Raw genomic sequence first — 17867 nt, 5'->3', positions numbered from 1 at the left:
TGGTTGACTCTCAAATGAGAATGATTATTATTTGAGTACCCGCCACCGCAGGAACTCCGATGCCCGTCCTCTCCTTGCGTCCGTCCCCGTTTCCCCCTTCTGCCGTGCACCGCGGCGCGGCGCCGCGGCTCGCCACCGCCACGCGCCGGGTCGCCAGCGATCTGCTGCTGGCCGGCGGGCGCGAGCTGGTGATCCAGCATCAGGGCAGCGAGTACCACCTGCGCCTGACCCGCAACGACAAACTGATCCTGACCAAATAGCCATGGGCATGCGGCTGGATCGTGCCGCCCTGTTGCGGCGGATGGCGGCGCAGTTCGCCACAGGCAGGCGAACCGGCATCTGCGGCTCGGAGGAGGCCGCCGCCACGTGCAGGTCGTGGTTGTGCCTGTCCACCGCGCGATGGCTGGCCGGACTGCCGGCGCTGGGCAACGTGTTGTATGCGCCGAGTGCGATGCCCCGCATGTTGCGCGGCAGGCCGTTGCCGGGCTTGCTGGTCGAATCCGCCGATCTCGCGCCGTTGCTGCATACGCGCACCCTGGCGTTCGCCAGCGCAGTCACTGCCGATGGCCCGCGCGAGTGGATGGAATGCCGCGATGCGCAAGAGTGCCTGCTCGCCCGGCTCTACCTGTTGCCGGATACCGACTATCTGGCCTGGGACGCCTTGTGCGCCGGTGCCGACATCGCGGCGGCCGGCGCTCGCGCGGACGCGTTCGCATCGCCGCCGGCCGCGGTGCGGGTGCTGCGTTTCCGATTGCGCCGCTTTGCCGCCGGCCTGAAATTGCTGGGCGCAGATGCCGTGGCGTCCGCCTCGCCGCTGGGGCGCGACGTGGCAGCGCGCATCGCCCGCGACGCGGCCACGCTCCGCTGAACCCGCCGGTCGTCGCCAGCGGCGGCGTCCGGCTGTCCGTGCACTGTCCGCGGACACTGCGCCACCGCCACGGGTGCGTCGCAACACATTGAAAAAACGGTGTTTTCTAGGCATCGCGTCGATGGCATGCGGATTGCTCTGTCTCCTGCGTAGCCGCCCTGCACGCGGCCGGGAACGACACGATGATTCGCGACACATCGGCACAGGACAAACTGGTAGAGGTCAAACCCAATCGCAAGCGGCAGCTGATCCTCGCTGCCGTCGGCGTGCTCGTGATCGGCCTGCTGGCCTGGCTGGCGCCGGGGATCGGCCGGCTGTTCTCCGCCTCCGGTTCGGTGAGCACCTCGCGGCTGTCGTTCGCCACCGTCGAGCGCGGCCCGTTCGTGCGCGACATCGCCGCCGAGGGCAAGGTGGTGGCCGCGGTCAGCCCCACCTTGTACGCGACCTCCGGCGGCGCGGTGACGCTGCAGGTGCACGCCGGCGACACGGTGAAGAAAGGCCAGGTGCTGGCCACCATCGACAGCCCCGAGCTGACCAACAAGCTGGCGCAGGAACAGAGCAACGCCGACGCGATGCAGGTCGACTACCTGCGTGCTCAGGTCGACGCGCGCAAGCAGCGCTCCGCCCTGCAGAAGGCGTACGACAACGCCAAGATCGACCTGCAGACCGCGCAGCGCGATCTCGCCCGCTACCAGAAGGCGTTCGCCCGCGGTGCCGTGCCCAGCATGGACGTCGACCGCGCCAAGGACACCCTGGACAAGGCCAACATCGCCCTGGAACACGCGCGCAGCGACCTGGGCATGGACAACGCCAGTCTCAACTTCGACATCCAGTCCAAGAAGCTGGCGCATGACCGCCAGCTGCTGCTGGTGGCCGACCTCAAGCGCCAGGTCGACGACCTCCATGTGAAGTCGCCGGTGGATGGCCAGGTCGGCCAGCTGTTCATCGCCGAAAAGGCCACCGTGGCCAAGGATGCGCAGCTGCTCAGCGTGGTCGACCTGTCCGCACTGCAGGTGGAGATGCAGGTGCCGGAGAGTTTCGCCCGCGACCTCGGCATCGGCATGACCGGCGAGATCAGCGGCAACGGCCACACCTGGAAGGGCATCGTCAGCGCGATCTCGCCCGAAGTGGTCAACGGCCAGGTCGCCGCGCGGCTGCGCTTCGACGGCACCACGCCGAACCAGCTGCGCCAGAACCAGCGCCTGTCGGTGCGCGTGCTGCTGGACAAGCGCGACAACGTGCTCACCGTGCAGCGCGGCTCCTTCGTCGACGAATCCGGCGGCAGCTACGCCTACCTGGTGCACGACGGCATCGCCACGAAAACCCCGATCCGCATCGGCGCCTCCAGCATCGACAAGGTGGAGATCCTCGAAGGCCTGAAGGAAGGCGACAAGATCGTGATCTCCGGCACCGACAGCTTCAAGGGCGCGGCGAAGGTTGCCATCTCGCAATAGCGAGATGGCAGCCGGGAATAGGGAATAGGGAATAGGGAATCGGAAAACTCGCGATCCCACGCCTCTGCTCTCTATTCCCGATTCTCTATTCCCTATTCCCACTACACCAACCACCGAGGAACCAGCATGCTCAAGATGACCCACCTGTCCAAGGTCTACCGCACCGAAGTGGTGGAGACCTATGCGCTGCGCGATTTCAACATCGACGTGAAGGAGGGCGAGTTCGTGGCCGTGACCGGGCCGTCCGGTTCGGGCAAGACCACCTTCCTGACCATCGCCGGCCTGCTGGAGACGTTCACCGGCGGCGAGTACCACCTCGACGGCGTGGAGGTGAGCAACCTCAACGACAACGCCCGCTCGAAGATCCGCAACGAGAAGATCGGCTTCATTTTCCAGGCGTTCAACCTGATCCCCGACCTCAACGTGTTCGACAACATCGAGGTGCCGCTGCGCTATCGCGGCATGAAGTCGGCCGAGCGCAAGCAGCGGATCATGGACTCGCTGGAACGCGTGGGCCTGGCCTCGCGCGCCAAGCACTACCCCGCCGAACTCTCCGGCGGCCAGCAGCAGCGCGTGGCGATCGCCCGCGCGCTGGCCGGCTCGCCGCGTCTGCTGCTGGCGGATGAGCCCACCGGCAACCTCGACACCCAGATGGCCCGCGGCGTGATGGAGCTGCTGGAGGAGATCCACCGCGACGGCGCCACCATCGTGATGGTCACGCATGATCCGGAGCTGGCCGCCCGCGCCCAGCGCAACGTGCACATCATCGACGGCCAGGTGGTGGATCTGGCCGAGGAGCCGCGCTTCCATGCCGTGAAGGCAGGGAATAGGGAGTAGGGAATAGGGAATCGGAAGGGCATCGGCCTTTCCGAATCGCGAATTACGAATCCCGTATCCCGGAACCAGAGATGTTTGCCTACTACCTCCAGCTCGGACTGCGCAGCCTGCGCCGCAACCCCGCCCTCACCGCGCTGATGGTGATGGCGATCGGTTTCGGCGTGGCCGCGTCGATGATCACGTACTCCGTGTTCCGGGCCGTGTCCGGCAACCCGATACCTGGCAAGTCGGCGCAGCTGTTCACGCCGCAGGTGGACGGCTGGGGGCCGCAGCAGAACCTGAAGGGCGAGCCGGCCGAAGCACTGGCTTACATCGACGCGATGGCGCTGATGCGGGCGCACGAGGCGAAGCGCCAGACCCTGTTGTATCCGGTGCAACTCTCGGTGATGCCGGGCGGCAACCGCGACCTTCCCCTGAACGCCAACGGCTATGCCGTCACCGCCGACTTCTTCACCATGTTCGAGGTGCCGTTCCGCTTCGGCAGCGGCTGGAGTGCGCAGGACGACGACGCGCGAGCCAGCGCCGTCGTCATCAGCGGCGAACTCAACCGGAAGCTGTTCGGCGGCGCCAACAGCGTGGGGCGCACGTTCAACCTTGGCGGGCATGACTACCACGTGGTGGGCGTCACCAGCCACTGGAATCCGCGCCCGCGTTTCTACGACCTGTTCAGCACCAGCGGGTTTGCCGACGAGCCGGACATCTACATGGTGTTCAACCGTGCACTGGACTTGCAGATGCGCTCGGGCGGCCGCAACAGTTGCCGCGGTTCGATCACCTACACGAGCTGGCAGGGTTATCTGCAGAGCAACTGCGTGTGGATCACGCCGTGGGTGGAACTGGACAGCGCCGCCGAAGTCGCCGCCTATCGCCGTTTCCTCACCAACTATGCCGCCGACCAGCAGCGCGCCGGTCGCTTCGGCTGGGCCGCCAACGTGCGTCTGCGCGACGTGATGCAGTGGCTCGAATACGAACACGTGGTGCCGCCGGAAAGCCGCATCTCGCTGGCGGTGGCGCTGGGCTTTTTCCTGATCTGCCTGGTCAACACCATCGGCCTGCTGCTGGCGAAGTTCATGCGCCGCGCCGGCGAGATCGGCGTGCGCCGCGCCCTGGGCGCAACGCGGCGCGAGATCTACACCCAGTATCTGGTCGAGGCTGCCACGGTAGGCCTGGCCGGTGGCGTGCTGGGCTTGCTGCTCACGGCCGCGGGCGTGTCCGGCGTGGGCATCCTGTTCCAGCCGGAGATCGCCCGGCTGGCCCGGCTCGATCTCTCACTGGTGGGCCTGACGTTCGTCGTCGCCATCATCGCCACCGTGCTGGCGGCGTTCTACCCGGCGTGGCGCGCGGCACACGTGCAACCCGCCTGGCAACTGAAATCGAGCTGAGGAGAGCGCCATGAATTTTCAGGTCAGGCCCATCCTCACCGCACTGCGCCAGCACAAGGCAGGCACCTTGCTGATCGCGCTGCAGATCGCGTTGACGCTGGCCATCGTGTGCAACGCGCTGTTCATCATCCACCAGCGACTGGGCAACCTCTCCGCGAGCAGCGGCGTGGACGAGGCCAACGTGTTCGTCATCACCAACATGTGGGCCGACATGGGCCAGTCGACGTCCCAGGTCGATGCGCAGGTGCGCGCGGACCTGATCGCGCTGCGGCAGTTGCCCGCCGTGCGCGACGCCACGCCGGCCAGCGGGTATCCGCTCAGGGGCGGCGGCTGGGACAACTTCGTCACCATGACGCCCGAGCAGGTCAAGCCGACCACGGATGCCGCGGTGTACACCGGCGACGAGCACTTCATCGACACGCTGGGCCTGAATCTCGTCGCGGGCCGCAACTTCCGCCCCGATGAGGTGATGGTGATGGGCACCCAGGAAGCCGTCACCCCGCCGACGGTGATCGTGAGCAAGGTGCTGGCCGATCGCCTGTTTCCCGACGGCGACGCGCTGGGCAAGAGTTTCTATGCGATGGGCGCCACGCCGACCACCATTGTCGGCATCGTCGATCCGCTGCACCGGCAGGGCGTGGACTCGTGGAGCAACGGCTATGCCGGCCAGGCGCTGATCTGGCCGTTGCGGGCGGATGATTCGCGCGGCGTGTTCTACATCGTGCGCGCCAGGCCCGGCCAGCTTGCCGACGCCATGCGCGAGGCGCCCAAGGCGCTGTACGCGCAGAATCGCCTGCGCATCATCGATTCGAAGGACGGCATCCAGGACTACGCCACCATCCGTCACAAGGTCTACGACCGCGACCGTGGCATGGCGATCCTGATGGGCATCATCAGCGTGGTGCTGCTGGCGATCACCGCGGCCGGCATCGTGGGCCTGACCAGCTTCTGGGTCGGCCAGCGCCGCAAGCAGATCGGCGTGCGCCGCGCCCTGGGTGCCCGGCAGCGCGACATCCTCGCCTATTTCCTCACCGAGAACTTCCTGATCAGCGTGTCGGGCACGGTGCTGGGCATCGTGCTGGGCTTCGCCTTCAACTTGTGGACGGTGACCCGCTTCGCGATGGACCGGATGTCGCTGGCCTACGTGGGCGCGGGCGTGCTGGTGCTGGTGCTGCTCGGCCAGGCCGCCACGCTGGCGCCGGCGCTGCGCGCCTCGCGCGTGTCGCCGGTGGAGGCGACGCGGAGCGTGTGATTTTTCCCCTCTCCCTCCGGGAGAGGGGCTCAAACGACGGAGAGACAGAATGTTTGCCTACTACCTCGAACTGGCGATGCGCAGCCTGAAACGCAGCCCTGGCCTCACCATACTGATGGTGCTGGCGATCGGCTTCGGCGTGGCTGCGTCGATGACCTCGTGGTCGGTGTTCCGTGCGGTGTCGGGCGACCCGATTCCGTGGAAGTCGTCCAAACTCTTCGTGCCGCAGATCGACATGTGGGGGCCGAACGGCCGCAGTCCCGACGGCGAGCCGCCGAACGCGATGGACTACACCGACGCGGTGGCCCTGATGCGCGATCACCGCGCCAAGCGGCAGTCGGCGATGTACCAGATCTCGCCCTCGATCGTGCCGACCGACGCCAGCAAACATCCACTCAACGTCAGCGGGCATGCCGTGTATGGCGAGTTCTTTCCGATGCTGGACGTGCCGTTCCGGTATGGCCGCGGCTGGAGCGCCAGCGACGACAGCAACCGCGCGCAGGTCGTGGTGATCAGCAGCAAGCTCAACCAGAAGCTGTTCGGCGGTATCGACAGCGTCGGCCGCATCGTCAATGTCGAAGGCCGCGATTACCGGGTGGTTGGCGTGCTCGACCAGTGGAACCCGCAGCCGCGCTTCTACGACGTGGTCAACAGCGGTGGCTTCTCCACCACCGACGCCGACGTGTTCCTGCCGTTCCAGACCGCGATCCAGACGGGCATCACCAACGACGGCAATACCAACTGCAACGCGGTGCCGGACGAACCGGGCTTCGTCGGCCTGCAGCATTCGCCCTGCGCGTGGATCGCGTTCATGGCCGAACTGGACGATGCCGCGGCGGTGACGGCGTATCGCGCCTATCTCGACGGCTATGCCAAGGATCAGCAATCCGCCGGGCGCTTCCGCTGGGCGCCGAACAACCGCCTGCGCGACGTGCCGGCGTGGCTGGAAAACCAGCACGTGGTGCCCAGCGACACCAGGGTGTCGTTGCTGGTGGCACTCGGCCTGCTGCTGGTGTGCCTGGTCAATACGGTGGGCCTGCTGCTGGCCAAGTTCCTGCGCCGCAGCAGCGAGATCGGCGTGCGTCGCGCACTCGGCGCGCCGCGTGCGGCGATCTACACGCAGTTCCTGGTCGAGGCGGGCATCGTCGGTGCGGCCGGCGGCGTGCTCGGCTTGCTGCTGACCGGCGCCGGCGTGGCCAGCGTGGGCTGGGTGTTGCCGCGCGACATCGCCTCGCTGGCGCGGATCGACGTGTCGCTGCTGGTGCTGACCCTGCTGGTGGCGGTGGTCGCCACGATGCTGGCCGGCCTGTATCCCACCTATCGGGCTTCGCGGGTGCAGCCCGCCTGGCAACTGAAGAGCAACTAATGCGCTCTCCCTGCGCGAGAAAGCGGCCATCCATGGCCGCACTCCTCAAGGAAACCCGTTCCATTTGACGGTGCGACAAGGAACTACATCATGAAACTGCATCCCATCCTCGCCGCCCTGCGCAAGCACAAGGCCGGCACCGTGCTCATCTCGCTGCAGATCGCGCTGACCCTGGCGATCGTGTGCAATGCGATCTTCATCATCGGCCAGCGCATCGAGCGGGTGAACCGGCCCACCGGGCTGGACGAGAGCAACCTGTTCCTGGTCACCCAGCAATGGGTGGGCGCGCCCAGCGCCGACACCGCCGACGGCGTGGAGAAGCTCGACGCGATGCAGCGCGAGGATCTCGCCGCGTTGCGCAACCTGCCCGGCGTGACGTCGGTGGCGCCGATCAATTCGCTGCCGCTGCTCAACTCGTCGTGGACGGGCTCGATGTCGCACGATCCGGGCGCCAAGCTCGGCGGCAAGGACAACACCCGCACGGCGTACTACTTCACCGACGACCAGGCGCTGGATACGTTGGGCCTGAAGCTGGTGGCCGGCCGCGCGTTCACCGCCGGCGACGTGCAGCACCAGGGCTTTCGCGACCAGCCGCCGCGTCCCATCGCGATCATCACCAAGGCGCTGGCCGACAAGCTGTTCCCGAACGGCGGCGCGGTGGGCAAGGTGATCTACAGCGACGGCAGCAATGCGCCGACCACCATCATCGGCGTGGTCGAGCGCATGCAGACGCCCGCCAGCGGCAGCTGGGGCAACGATTTCGCGTGGTACTCGACGCTGATCCCGACCCGGCTCGACGCCAACTTTGCCCGCTACGCCGTGCGTACGCGGCCGGGCCAGCTCGACACGGCGATGCGCGCGGTGACGCCGCTGCTGTACAAGGTCAACCCGCTGCGCGTGCTCGATGACGACAGCGTCAGGCCCTTCAGCGAGATCCGCGCCAAGGCGTATCGCGCCGACGTGGGCATGGCGATCCTGATGGGGGTGATCTGCCTGATCCTGGTCGCGGTCACTGCCGCCGGCATCGTGGGTCTGACCAGCTTCTGGGTCGGCCAGCGTCATCGCCAGATCGGCGTGCGCCGCGCGCTGGGCGCACGCAAGATCGACATCCTGCATTACTTCCAGATCGAGAACCTGCTGATTGCCGGCATCGGCGTACTGCTCGGCATCGCGCTGGCGATAGCCCTGAACCTGTGGCTGATGACGCGCTACGAGATGACCCGCCTGCCGGTGTCCTACGTGCTCGTCGGCGTGCTGGCCATGCTGGTGATCGGCCAGGCCGCCGTGTTCGTGCCCGCGCGGCGCGCGTCCAACGTGCCGCCGGTGTCGGCGACGCGGGCGGCTTGAAGCCGGGAATCGGGAATCGGGAACAGGGAATCGTCAAAGGCAAAAGCCGCGCGCTTTGGTGGTTCCTATTCCCCATTCTCCATTCCCTGTTCCCTCCTCCGAAGGAGACACCGAACGTGCTTGCCTACTACCTCGACCTGGCCCTGCGCAGCCTCAAGCGCAACAAGGCGCTCACCGCGCTGATGGTGCTGGCGATCGCGCTGGGCATCGGTGCGTCGATGACCACGCTCACGGTGCTGCACGTGCTGTCGGGCGACCCGCTGCCGGGGCGCAGCGGCACGCTGTACTACCCGCAGATCGACCCGCGCGACAACAGTGGCCAGCTGCCCGGGGTCGAGCCGCCGGAGCAGGTCACCCTGACCGATGGCCTGAACCTGCTGCACGCCGGGCGCGCCGATCGCCAGGCGCTGATGACCGGCGGCTCCGTGCCGATCCAGCCCGACTCCTCGGCCGTGGACCCGTTCTACGTGGAGTCGCGTTACACCACTGCCGACTTCTTCCCGATGTTCGGCACGCGGTTTCGCTATGGCCGCGGCTGGAACGCCGCCGACGACGAGGCCAAGGCGCGCGAGGTGGTGATCAACGGCGAGCTCAACGAGCGCCTGTTCGGCGGCGCCGACAGCGTGGGCCGCAACCTGCGCATCGCCGACGCCAGCTTCCGCATCGTCGGCGTGCTCGACGACTGGGAGCCCACCCCGCACTTCTACGATCTCAACACCGGCTCCTACGGCCGCGCCGAGCAGGTATTCGTGCCGTTGCAGACGGCGCTGGATCTGAAGATGGAGCACAACGGCTCAAACGACTGCTGGGGCAGGGGCGCCGGTGGCGTAGGCCGGATCTACCCTTCGGAAAGCTGCGTGTGGCTGCAGTTCTGGGTGCAGCTGGACAGCTCGTCCAAGGCGGCCGATTACCAGCAGTTCCTGGTGCATTACTCGCAGGAGCAGAAGGCGCTGGGGCGTTTCGCGAAGGCGCCGAACGTGCGCCTGCGCAACGTGATGCAGTGGCTGGCCCATGAACGGGTGGTGCCCGACGACGTGCGCCTGCAGACCGGTCTGGCGTTCGGCTTCCTGCTGGTGTGCCTGGTCAACACGGTCGGGCTGATGCTGGCCAAGTTCATGCGGCGCGCCGGCGACCTCGGCGTGCGGCGCGCGCTGGGCGCCTCCAAACGCTCGCTGTTCGGACAACTGCTGGTCGAGTCTGGCGTGATCGGCGTGGTGGGCGGCGTGGGCGGCCTGCTGCTGGCGGGACTGGGCCTGTGGGTGGTGCGCCAGCGTCCCTCCAGCTATGCCGCGTTGGCGCACCTGGACGGCACGATGCTGCTGACCACCTTCGCGCTGGCGCTGGGTTCGACCCTGCTGGCCGGCATGCTGCCGGCGTGGCGCGCCTGCCAGGTGCCGCCGGCCCTGCAGCTCAAGAGCAACTGAGGGTTACCGACATGGAACTGCGACCGATCCTCTCCACGCTGCGGCGGCACAAGACCACCGCCTGGCTGCTGATCCTGGAGATCGCGCTGACCTGCGCGATCGTGTGCAACGCGGTGTTCATGATCAACCACCGCCTGCAGCACATGGAGATGCCCACCGGCATCGACGAACATGCGCTGGTGCAGATCCAGCTGGCTGAGGTGACGCCATCGCCGGACATCTACGCGCGGGCAAGGGAGGATCTTGCCGTGATCCGGCAAGTGCCCGGCGTGCTGGACGTGGCGCTGGTCAACCAGTTGCCGCTGGGCGGCTCCTCGTCCAATGCCAGCATCAAGCTGGACCCGGAGCAACGCCAGCCGACCCTCAGCGCCGGCACCTATTTCGGCGGGAACCTGGCGCAGACGATGGGTCTGCGCCTGCTGGCGGGGCGCCACCTGCAGCCCGACGAGGTGCTCGACGCCGACGTGGTGCTCAAGGCGCTGGCCACCGGCGACACCAAGGTCATCGCACCGGTCACGGTCATCACGCAGGCCATGGCGCAACGGCTGTGGCCGGGCGCCGACGCGCTCGGCAAGACGATCTACGTCGGCCCGGTCGGCGTGCGCGTGGTCGGCGTGGTCGCCGACCTGGCGCGCGCCAATGCCTACGATGACGCGACCGCGCACTACTCGATGATCCTGCCGATGTTCATGGGCGCCGGCAAGGACCAGAGCTACCTGATCCGCACGCGCCCGCAGGATCGCCAGGCCGTGCTGAAAGCCGCCGTGGCGGCGCTGAAGAAAGCCGACCCGCGGCGGGTGGTGACCGAGCAGCGCACCTACGACGAAGTGCGCGACAAGTTCTTCGAGAACGACCGCTCGATGGCCGGCATCCTGGTGGGCGCGATCGCCGCGCTGCTGATCGTCACCGCGCTGGGCATCGTCGGCCTGGCCAGCTTCTGGGTCGCGCAGCGGCGGCGCACGATCGGTGTGCGCCGTGCGCTGGGCGCCACCCGGCGCAACATCCTCAATTATTTCCAGACCGAGAACCTGCTGCTGGCCACGATCGGCATCGTGCTCGGCATGGTGCTGGCCTACGCCATCAACCTGTTCCTGATGCTGCACTACGAGCTGCCGCGATTGCCGGCGATCTATTTCCCGGTGGGCGCGATCGCGCTGTGGCTGATCGGCCAACTCGCCGTGCTCGGTCCGGCGCTGCGCGCCGCGGCGGTGCCACCTGTCGTGGCAACGAGGTCGGTGTGACGCAGGAGCCCGCTCGCGGGCGATGCCCTTGATTTGATCTGCGTCGCGCATTTGAGCAGGAGCATCGTCCGCGAGCGGGCTCCTGCGAAAGAACGAGTCAACAGGAGTAATTCGGACGTGTTCACCTATTACCTCGATCTCGCCCTGCGCAGCCTCAAGCGCAACAAGGTGCTCACCGCGCTGATGGTCATCGCCATCGCGGTGGGCATCGGCGCCAGCATGACCACGTTGACGGTGATGCATCTGCTCTCCGGCGACCCGGTGCCCACGCGCAGCGGCACGCTGTTCTATCCGCAGGTGGACGGCAACCCGACGCCCGGCGATTTCAAGCAGCCGCTGGACGTGATGGATTACCAGTCGGCAGTGGACCTGTGGGGCGCGCATCGGGCCGATGCCCAGACGCTGGTGGTGGACAGCCCGGTGCGGCTGAGCGCGCCGGGGGTCAACCTGCCGACCTTGATGCCGAGCATGCTGTCCACCACCAGCGACTTCTTCCCGATGTTCGACGTGCCGTTCCGCTACGGCAGCGGCTGGAGCGCGGATGACGATGCCCGGCACGCGCGGGTGGCGGTGATCTCCGACGATCTCAACCACAAGCTGTTCGGCGGCCGCGACAGTGTCGGCCAGGTGCTGCGCCTGCGCGACACGGACGTGCGCATCGTCGGCGTGCTGCGTCCATGGCGCCCGTCGCCGGTGTTCTACACCGTGGCCGGCGGCCGCTTTGCCAATGGCGACACCGCGGACTTCTACGGCAAGACGCAGGACGTGTTCACGCCGTTCTTCACCGGTCTCGAACTCAACGACGGCAACTTCCAGCAGTTCACCTGCTGGCACATGCCCGAGCGGCCCGGCCATCTGCAGAACTCGCCGTGTGCGTGGGTGCGCCTGTGGGTGCAGCTTGGCGACGCCGGCAAGGTCGCCGCGTACAAGCAGTTCCTGGATGGCTACGCGGCGCAGCAGGCCTCGCTGGGACGCATCGTGCGGCCGCAGAACACGCGCCTGCGCAGCCTGATGCAATGGCTGGACTACAACGGCGTGGTGCCCGGCGACGTGCGACTGCAGACCTGGCTGGCGTTTGCGTTTCTCGCCATCTGCCTGTTCAACATGATCGGCCTGCTGCTGGCGAAGTTCCTGCGCCGCAGCGGCGAGATCGGCGTGCGTCGCGCGCTCGGCGCCAGCCGCGGCGCGGTGTTCGCGCAATGCCTGGTGGAGGCCGGGCTGGTCGGCCTGATCGGCGGCATCGGTGGCCTGGGCCTGACCCTGCTCGGCCTGTGGCTGGTTCGCCGGCAGCCGGTGGCGTACGCCGATCTGGCGCACCTGGACGTGTCGATGTTCGTCGCCACCTTCGTCACCGCGATCGCCGCCAGCCTGCTGGCCGGGGTCCTGCCGGCGTTCCGCGCCAGCCGGGTGGCGCCGGGCCTTCAGCTAAAGACTTTGTAGTGCGCTGTTCCTGCGCAGGAGCCCGGCCATCCCTGGCCGGACATCTCAGACAGGCACCGTTTTCACCAGGCATCAGGTAACGAGACATGCAGATTCGACCCATCCTCGCCGCGTTGCGCCGCCATCGCATGGCCACCGTGCTGATCGCGCTGGAGATCGCGCTGGCCTGCGCGGTGCTGTGCAACGCCTGTTTCCTGATCGCTGGCCGGATCGACGCGATCCAGGTCGACAGCGGCGTCGACGAGGCCTCGCTGGCGACGGTGCAACTGGCCGGCTACGAGAACGCGCACGCGGTCGACCTCAACGCCCGGGTGCTGGCCGGGCTGGGCAGCATTGCGGGCGTGCAGTCGGTGAGCCTGCTCAACTCCATCCCGTTCGGCGCGCGCCGCGGCACCGCGGGCATCACCACGGACATGGCCGGCAAGCACTTCGGCGGCGTGGTCGAGTTCTACGTCGGTGGCCCGGGCAGCCTTTCGGCATTGGGCACGCGGCTGGTTGCCGGGCGCAATCCGCAGCCCGACGATTTCCGTCCGTTCACCGCCTTGATGCCGGACGACGCCTCGGTACAGGTGACGCGGGCACTCGCCGAGCACCTGTGGCCGGGCGTCGATCCGCTGGGCAAGGAGTTCTGGCTGGACAAGTCGCACTTTCGCGTGGTCGGCGTGATCGACCACCTGGTGCGACCCGACCCGGGCGGCTGGCCCGGCGACAGCCGCGACTGGTCGGTGTTCGTGCCGGCGCAGTCGAGCGTCTATCTCTCCGGCAGCTACCTGCTGCGCGCCGCGCCGACGGACCTGCCGCGGGTGTTGCGCGATGCCCGCGCCGCGATCGCGAAGATCGCCCCGGATGCCGTGCTCGACCAGGACGGCACGCAGACCCTCGGCGACCTGCGCACCCGCAGTTTCCAGAAGGACCGCGCGATGATCGGCATGCTGGTGGGCGTGATCGTGGCGCTGCTGCTGGTCACCGCCCTGGGCATCGTCGGCCTGGCCAGTTTCTGGGTGGCGCAGCGGCGCCGGCAGATCGGCATCCGCCGCGCCATCGGCGCCACCCGCCGCGACATCCTGCACTACTTCCAGACCGAGAACTTCCTGATCGTCAGCTTCGGCATCGTGCTGGGCATGGTGCTGGCCTATGCACTCAATCTGTTGCTGATGACGCACTACGAACTGCCGCGCCTGCCGCTGGCCTACCTGCCGATCGGCGCCGTCGCACTGTGGCTGCTCGGCCAGCTCGCCGTGCTCGGCCCCGCGCTGCGCGCCGCGGCCGTGCCGCCGGTGGTGGCGACGAGGGGGTAGCGGTGCCGGGAATGGAGGGTCGGCAATGGGAAACGGGAAAGACCAGAGCGTGAAGCGTCACGGCCTTGCGATTCCCCGATTCTCCCCTCCCGGCTCCGTGCATTCCGGCACGGGCTGACCGCCCCTCGACGCGATCACAATCCACCGTATCGATTCACCACGACCCAAAGGACGCTGCCGATGAAAACCCTGCCGTTGTTGATCTGTCTGGCCCTCGCGGGCTCGGTGACCCTGGCCGCTCCGCTGCAGGCGGCGCCCGCGGCGCAGTCCGTCGCCAAGGGCGACGTGGCCAGTCGCGTGCAGGCGCTCAACGCGCTGCTGGCGGAGCAATGGGAGTACACGCTGAAGAACAGCCCCGAGTTCGCCACCATCCTGGGCGACTTGCGCTACAACGATCATTGGAGCGATGTCTCGCTGGCGCACATGCGCGCGGACCATCAGGCGACGCAGGATTTCCTCAAGCGCTTCGAGGCGATCGACACCAGCGGTTTTCCCGACAGCGACAAGCTCAACCAGCAGTTGATGGTGCGCCAGCTGAAGGATTCGCTGCGTTCCTACGACCTCAAGCTCTACGAGATGCCGCTGGACCAGATGAGCGGCGTGCACATCGCGCTGGCCGGCTTCGTCAGCTCGATCCCGTTCAACAGCACCAGGGAATACGACGACTACCTGGCGCGCCTGAAGGCAGTGCCGAAGCTGTTCGACCAGGTCACCGCGGTGGCGCGGCAGGGCATGGCCGACAAGATGATGCCGCCGAAGTACCTGCTGGAAAAAGTGGTCAAGCAGATCGCCAGCATCGAGCAGCCGGCCGGCATGGACAGCGTGTTCGCCGAGCCGCTGAAGCATTTTCCCAAGTCGGTCTCGGCGGCCGACCAGAAGCGCCTGCATGACGCCATCGTCGCCGCGATCGACCACGACGTGCGCCCGGCCTACGCAAAGCTGGGCAAGTTCGTGGCCGACGACTACGCCCCGCACGGGCGCAGCCAGCCCGGCGTGTGGGATCTGCCCAACGGCGAGGCGATCTACCGCTTCCAGGTCGAGCAGATGACCACTACCAGGGAAACCCCGCAGCAGATCCACGAGATCGGCCTGGCCGAGGTCAAGCGCATCGAGGGCGAAATGACGAAGATTGCCCACGCGCAGGGCTTCAAGGACCTGGCCAGTTTCCGCGCCTCGCTGAAGACCAACCCGAAGACGCACGCCACCTCGCGCGAGGACATCCTCAATCGCTATCGCGGCTACATCGCCGGCATGGAGCCGGAGCTGCCCAAACTGTTCGGGCGCCTGCCCAAGACCGAGGTGGTGGTCAAGCCGGTTGAGAAGTTCCGCGAGAAGGAGGCCGCGGCGGCCGAATACCATCAGGGCACGCCGGACGGCTCGCGGCCCGGGCAGATCTTCGTCAACACCGGCGATTTCGCCAACCGCAGCGTGCTGACCATCGAATCCACCGCCTACCACGAGGGCATCCCGGGCCATCACCTGCAGATCTCGATCGCGCAGAGCCTGCCCAAGCTGCCGCCGTTCCGCCAGCAGGCCGGCTACACCGCCTATGTCGAGGGCTGGGCGCTGTACGCCGAGCAGCTGGGCAAGGAGGTGGGCTTCTACAAGGACCCGCTGTCCGACTACGGCCGCCTGTCCGATGAGCTGCTGCGCGCCGATCGCCTGGTGCTCGACACCGGCGTGCACTACAAGCACTGGACGCGCCAGCAGATGGTCGATTTCTTCCACGCCCATTCCAGCGAGGACGAGCCCGACGTGCAGGCCGAGACCGACCGCTACATCACCTGGCCCGGGCAGGCGCTGGCGTACAAGACCGGCGAGCTGAAGATCCTGGCGTTGCGCGCGCGAGCCAAGCAGGCGTTGGGCGACCAGTTCGACATCCGCGCCTTCCACGACGAGATCCTCGGCGGCGGCGCGCTGCCGCTGGACGTGCTGGAGGACCGCGTCAACGACTGGATCGCCGCGGTGAAGGCCGGCAAGGCGCCGGCGCATCCGGCGGCGATCTAGCCGGTTGGCCCCTTGTAGGGCGGGCACCGCCCGCCATCGTCCCGCTGTGGAATAGCCGGCGGGCGGTGCCCGCCCTACACGCTAGCCGGGCCGGTCGATGACGCCATCGGGGCTTGCATAGCCCGATGGTCATGGCAACCTTGCGGACACGAGCGGCATCCATGTCCGCATGTGCAGAAAACGAATGACCCGAACCGTACTCATCATCGACGACAATCCCGCCGTGGGCGAGGCGCTCTCGCTGGCGCTGTCGCTGCACGAGATCCTCCCGCTGACCGCGCTGACCCCGGAAGACGGCCTGGCCATGCTGGAGCGCGACACCGTCGACGTGGTGATCCAGGACATGAACTTCACCGCCGACACCACCTCGGGCGAGGAGGGCGTGGAGCTGTTCCGCGCCATCCGCGAGCGCCATCCCGACCTGCCGGTGATCCTGCTCACCGCCTGGACGCACCTGGAAACCGCGGTGGAGCTGGTCAAGGCCGGCGCGGCCGATTACCTGGCCAAGCCCTGGGACGACCACAAGCTGCTGGCCACGGTGGAGAACCTGCTGGAGTTGTCCGAATCCAGCCGCGAGCTGACCCGCAGCCGGCGCGAGCGGCGCCAGCGGCGCGAGCACCTGCGCAGCAAGTACGACCTCGACGGGCTGGTATTCGCTTCCGAGGCAATGGGGCGCACGCTCAACCTGGCCTGCCAGGTGGCGCGTTCCGACGTGCCGGTGCTGATCACCGGCCCCAACGGCAGCGGCAAGGAGCGCATCGCGGCGATCGTGCACGCGAACTCCGCGGTGAAGCGCGGGCCGTTCGTGGCGGTCAATTGCGGCGCACTGCCGGGCGAGCTGATCGAAGCCGAGCTGTTCGGTGCCGAGGCCGGCGCCTATACCGGCGCCAACAAGGCGCGCGAGGGCCGCTTCGAGCTGGCCGACGGCGGGACCCTGTTCCTCGACGAGATCGGCAACCTGCCGCTGCCCGGCCAGATGAAGCTGCTGCGCGTGCTGGAAACCGGCCAGTTCGAGCGGCTCGGTTCGGGCAAGACGCGCCACGCCAAGGTGCGCGTGCTCAGCGCCACCAACGCCGACCTCAAGGCGATGATCCAGGCCGGTACCTTTCGCGAGGACCTGTACTACCGGCTCAACGTGATCGAGGTGAACCTGCCGCCGCTCACCGAGCGCACCGACGACATCCTGCCGCTGGCGGAATTCTTCCTCGACGGCCGCGCGGAACTGGGCGACGCCGCGCGCGAGGCGATGCAGAGCTATCCGTGGCCGGGCAACGTGCGCGAGCTGAAGAACGCGATCGAGCGCGCCGCCCTGCTGGCGGGCGGCAACCCGATCACGCCGGAGCTGCTCAACCTGCCGCAACATGCGGCAGCGAGCAACCGCAACCTGGACGAACCCAGCCGCGACGCCGTGGAGGACGCCTTGCAGCATGCCGGCGGCGTGGTCAGTCGCGCCGCGCAGCAGCTTGGCCTGTCGCGCCAGGCGCTGTATCGGCGGATGGAGCGCTACGGGCTGGCCACCTCGGGCTGACCGGAGCGGGCTTGCCGCCGCGCGTGCGGCGGACAAAGATGCGCGATCGAGAAGGCGGAGGTGTGCGATGAAGTTTCGAGGTCTGTTGATCCCTTGCGCGATGTTGCTGGCCGGCGCCGTGGCCGCGCAGTCGGCCGCGCCGCAGAGCGACTCCCGCGACGATCGCTGGGATGCTGCACCGCCGGCGGCCGGCTCGACGAATTACCGCAGCGTACCGGTGCTGCCCGGCAACGACGCCCATGGCGTGTTCCAGTTCAGGCAGGCGAAGCATCAGGGTCCCGCCTATGAGCCGCCGCCGCAGGCCAACGACAAGGCCGCCGTGATGGGCAAGTCGCGACCGTGGCAGAACGGCCGGCCGCCACTCGATTGCGCGATGCATCCGAGGGCGCCGGGATGCCGCTGATGCGGTGGACGCGCGGGCCG

Annotated in this window: 15 protein-coding genes; all 15 read left to right on the top strand. The window is 67.7% G+C overall.

The features are described 5' to 3' along the window. Positions 1–59 precede the first annotated feature (59 nt). The 15 genes from hemP to ACVCL3_RS06715 all read left to right on the top strand — a co-directional run bounded on the left by hemP (position 60) and on the right by ACVCL3_RS06715 (position 17847). Complete coding sequence (hemP, locus tag ACVCL3_RS06785; RefSeq protein WP_447100788.1) at positions 60–260, top strand: hemin uptake protein HemP; 201 nt, start codon at positions 60–62, stop codon at positions 258–260. Between the two features lie 2 nt (positions 261–262). Next, positions 263–868 (top strand): hypothetical protein, encoded by a 606-nt coding sequence (locus tag ACVCL3_RS06780; protein ID WP_447100787.1) that lies wholly within the window; start codon positions 263–265, stop codon positions 866–868. 182 nt (positions 869–1050) lie between these two features. Then, a complete protein-coding gene (locus ACVCL3_RS06775; RefSeq protein ID WP_447100786.1) occupies positions 1051–2322 on the top strand; it encodes an efflux RND transporter periplasmic adaptor subunit in 1272 nt (423 codons plus the stop codon). A 126-nt stretch (positions 2323–2448) separates the two neighbouring features. Continuing rightward, entirely contained in the window at positions 2449–3159 is a 711-nt protein-coding gene (locus tag ACVCL3_RS06770) for an ABC transporter ATP-binding protein (RefSeq protein WP_447097033.1), read from the top strand. Positions 3160–3230: 71 nt separating this feature from the next. Beyond that, positions 3231–4541, top strand: coding sequence for an ABC transporter permease (locus tag ACVCL3_RS06765; RefSeq protein WP_447100785.1), 1311 nt, complete (start codon positions 3231–3233; stop codon positions 4539–4541). Positions 4542–4551: 10 nt separating this feature from the next. Beyond that, positions 4552–5793: an ABC transporter permease gene (locus ACVCL3_RS06760; RefSeq protein ID WP_447100784.1), complete on the top strand. Its 1242-nt coding sequence runs from the start codon at positions 4552–4554 to the stop codon at positions 5791–5793. A 49-nt stretch (positions 5794–5842) separates the two neighbouring features. Further along, positions 5843–7159 carry an ABC transporter permease gene (locus tag ACVCL3_RS06755; RefSeq protein ID WP_447100783.1) on the top strand — a complete coding sequence of 439 codons (1317 nt, stop codon included), beginning with the start codon at positions 5843–5845 and terminating at the stop codon, positions 7157–7159. A 90-nt stretch (positions 7160–7249) separates the two neighbouring features. After that, positions 7250–8506 carry an ABC transporter permease gene (locus ACVCL3_RS06750; RefSeq protein ID WP_447097029.1) on the top strand — a complete coding sequence of 419 codons (1257 nt, stop codon included), beginning with the start codon at positions 7250–7252 and terminating at the stop codon, positions 8504–8506. A gap of 116 nt (positions 8507–8622) precedes the next feature. Next, complete coding sequence (locus tag ACVCL3_RS06745) at positions 8623–9930, top strand: ABC transporter permease (protein WP_447100782.1); 1308 nt, start codon at positions 8623–8625, stop codon at positions 9928–9930. An 11-nt stretch (positions 9931–9941) separates the two neighbouring features. Then, positions 9942–11171 (top strand): ABC transporter permease, encoded by a 1230-nt coding sequence (locus tag ACVCL3_RS06740; RefSeq protein WP_136256885.1) that lies wholly within the window; start codon positions 9942–9944, stop codon positions 11169–11171. A 117-nt stretch (positions 11172–11288) separates the two neighbouring features. After that, positions 11289–12611, top strand: a complete 1323-nt coding sequence (locus ACVCL3_RS06735; protein ID WP_447100781.1) for an ABC transporter permease — start codon at positions 11289–11291, stop codon at positions 12609–12611. An 86-nt stretch (positions 12612–12697) separates the two neighbouring features. Continuing rightward, complete coding sequence (locus ACVCL3_RS06730) at positions 12698–13909, top strand: ABC transporter permease (protein WP_447100780.1); 1212 nt, start codon at positions 12698–12700, stop codon at positions 13907–13909. 180 nt (positions 13910–14089) lie between these two features. Then, positions 14090–15916 (top strand): DUF885 domain-containing protein, encoded by a 1827-nt coding sequence (locus ACVCL3_RS06725; RefSeq protein ID WP_447100779.1) that lies wholly within the window; start codon positions 14090–14092, stop codon positions 15914–15916. 184 nt (positions 15917–16100) lie between these two features. Beyond that, positions 16101–17444: a sigma-54-dependent transcriptional regulator gene (locus ACVCL3_RS06720; protein ID WP_447100778.1), complete on the top strand. Its 1344-nt coding sequence runs from the start codon at positions 16101–16103 to the stop codon at positions 17442–17444. Positions 17445–17511: 67 nt separating this feature from the next. Further along, the gene (locus ACVCL3_RS06715) at positions 17512–17847 is read left to right on the top strand and encodes a hypothetical protein (RefSeq protein ID WP_395116949.1); all 336 of its coding nucleotides are present in this window, start codon (positions 17512–17514) and stop codon (positions 17845–17847) included. Positions 17848–17867: the final 20 nt, after the last annotated feature.

It is taken from the genome of Rhodanobacter sp. UC4437_H4 (assembly GCF_052978425.1).
This window is presented reverse-complemented; position numbering and strand designations above follow the sequence as displayed.

Excerpts from the sequence above, each read along its gene's own strand:
- hemP (WP_447100788.1), top strand. The coding sequence starts at position 60 with ATGCCCGTCCTCTCCTTGCGTCCGTCCCCGTTTCCCCCTTCTGCCGTG.
- ACVCL3_RS06780 (WP_447100787.1), top strand. The coding sequence starts at position 263 with ATGGGCATGCGGCTGGATCGTGCCGCCCTGTTGCGGCGGATGGCGGCG.
- ACVCL3_RS06775 (WP_447100786.1), top strand. The coding sequence starts at position 1,051 with ATGATTCGCGACACATCGGCACAGGACAAACTGGTAGAGGTCAAACCC.
- ACVCL3_RS06770 (WP_447097033.1), top strand. The coding sequence starts at position 2,449 with ATGCTCAAGATGACCCACCTGTCCAAGGTCTACCGCACCGAAGTGGTG.
- ACVCL3_RS06765 (WP_447100785.1), top strand. The coding sequence starts at position 3,231 with ATGTTTGCCTACTACCTCCAGCTCGGACTGCGCAGCCTGCGCCGCAAC.
- ACVCL3_RS06760 (WP_447100784.1), top strand. The coding sequence starts at position 4,552 with ATGAATTTTCAGGTCAGGCCCATCCTCACCGCACTGCGCCAGCACAAG.
- ACVCL3_RS06755 (WP_447100783.1), top strand. The coding sequence starts at position 5,843 with ATGTTTGCCTACTACCTCGAACTGGCGATGCGCAGCCTGAAACGCAGC.
- ACVCL3_RS06750 (WP_447097029.1), top strand. The coding sequence starts at position 7,250 with ATGAAACTGCATCCCATCCTCGCCGCCCTGCGCAAGCACAAGGCCGGC.
- ACVCL3_RS06740 (WP_136256885.1), top strand. The coding sequence starts at position 9,942 with ATGGAACTGCGACCGATCCTCTCCACGCTGCGGCGGCACAAGACCACC.
- ACVCL3_RS06730 (WP_447100780.1), top strand. The coding sequence starts at position 12,698 with ATGCAGATTCGACCCATCCTCGCCGCGTTGCGCCGCCATCGCATGGCC.
- ACVCL3_RS06725 (WP_447100779.1), top strand. The coding sequence starts at position 14,090 with ATGAAAACCCTGCCGTTGTTGATCTGTCTGGCCCTCGCGGGCTCGGTG.
- ACVCL3_RS06720 (WP_447100778.1), top strand. The coding sequence starts at position 16,101 with ATGACCCGAACCGTACTCATCATCGACGACAATCCCGCCGTGGGCGAG.
- ACVCL3_RS06715 (WP_395116949.1), top strand. The coding sequence starts at position 17,512 with ATGAAGTTTCGAGGTCTGTTGATCCCTTGCGCGATGTTGCTGGCCGGC.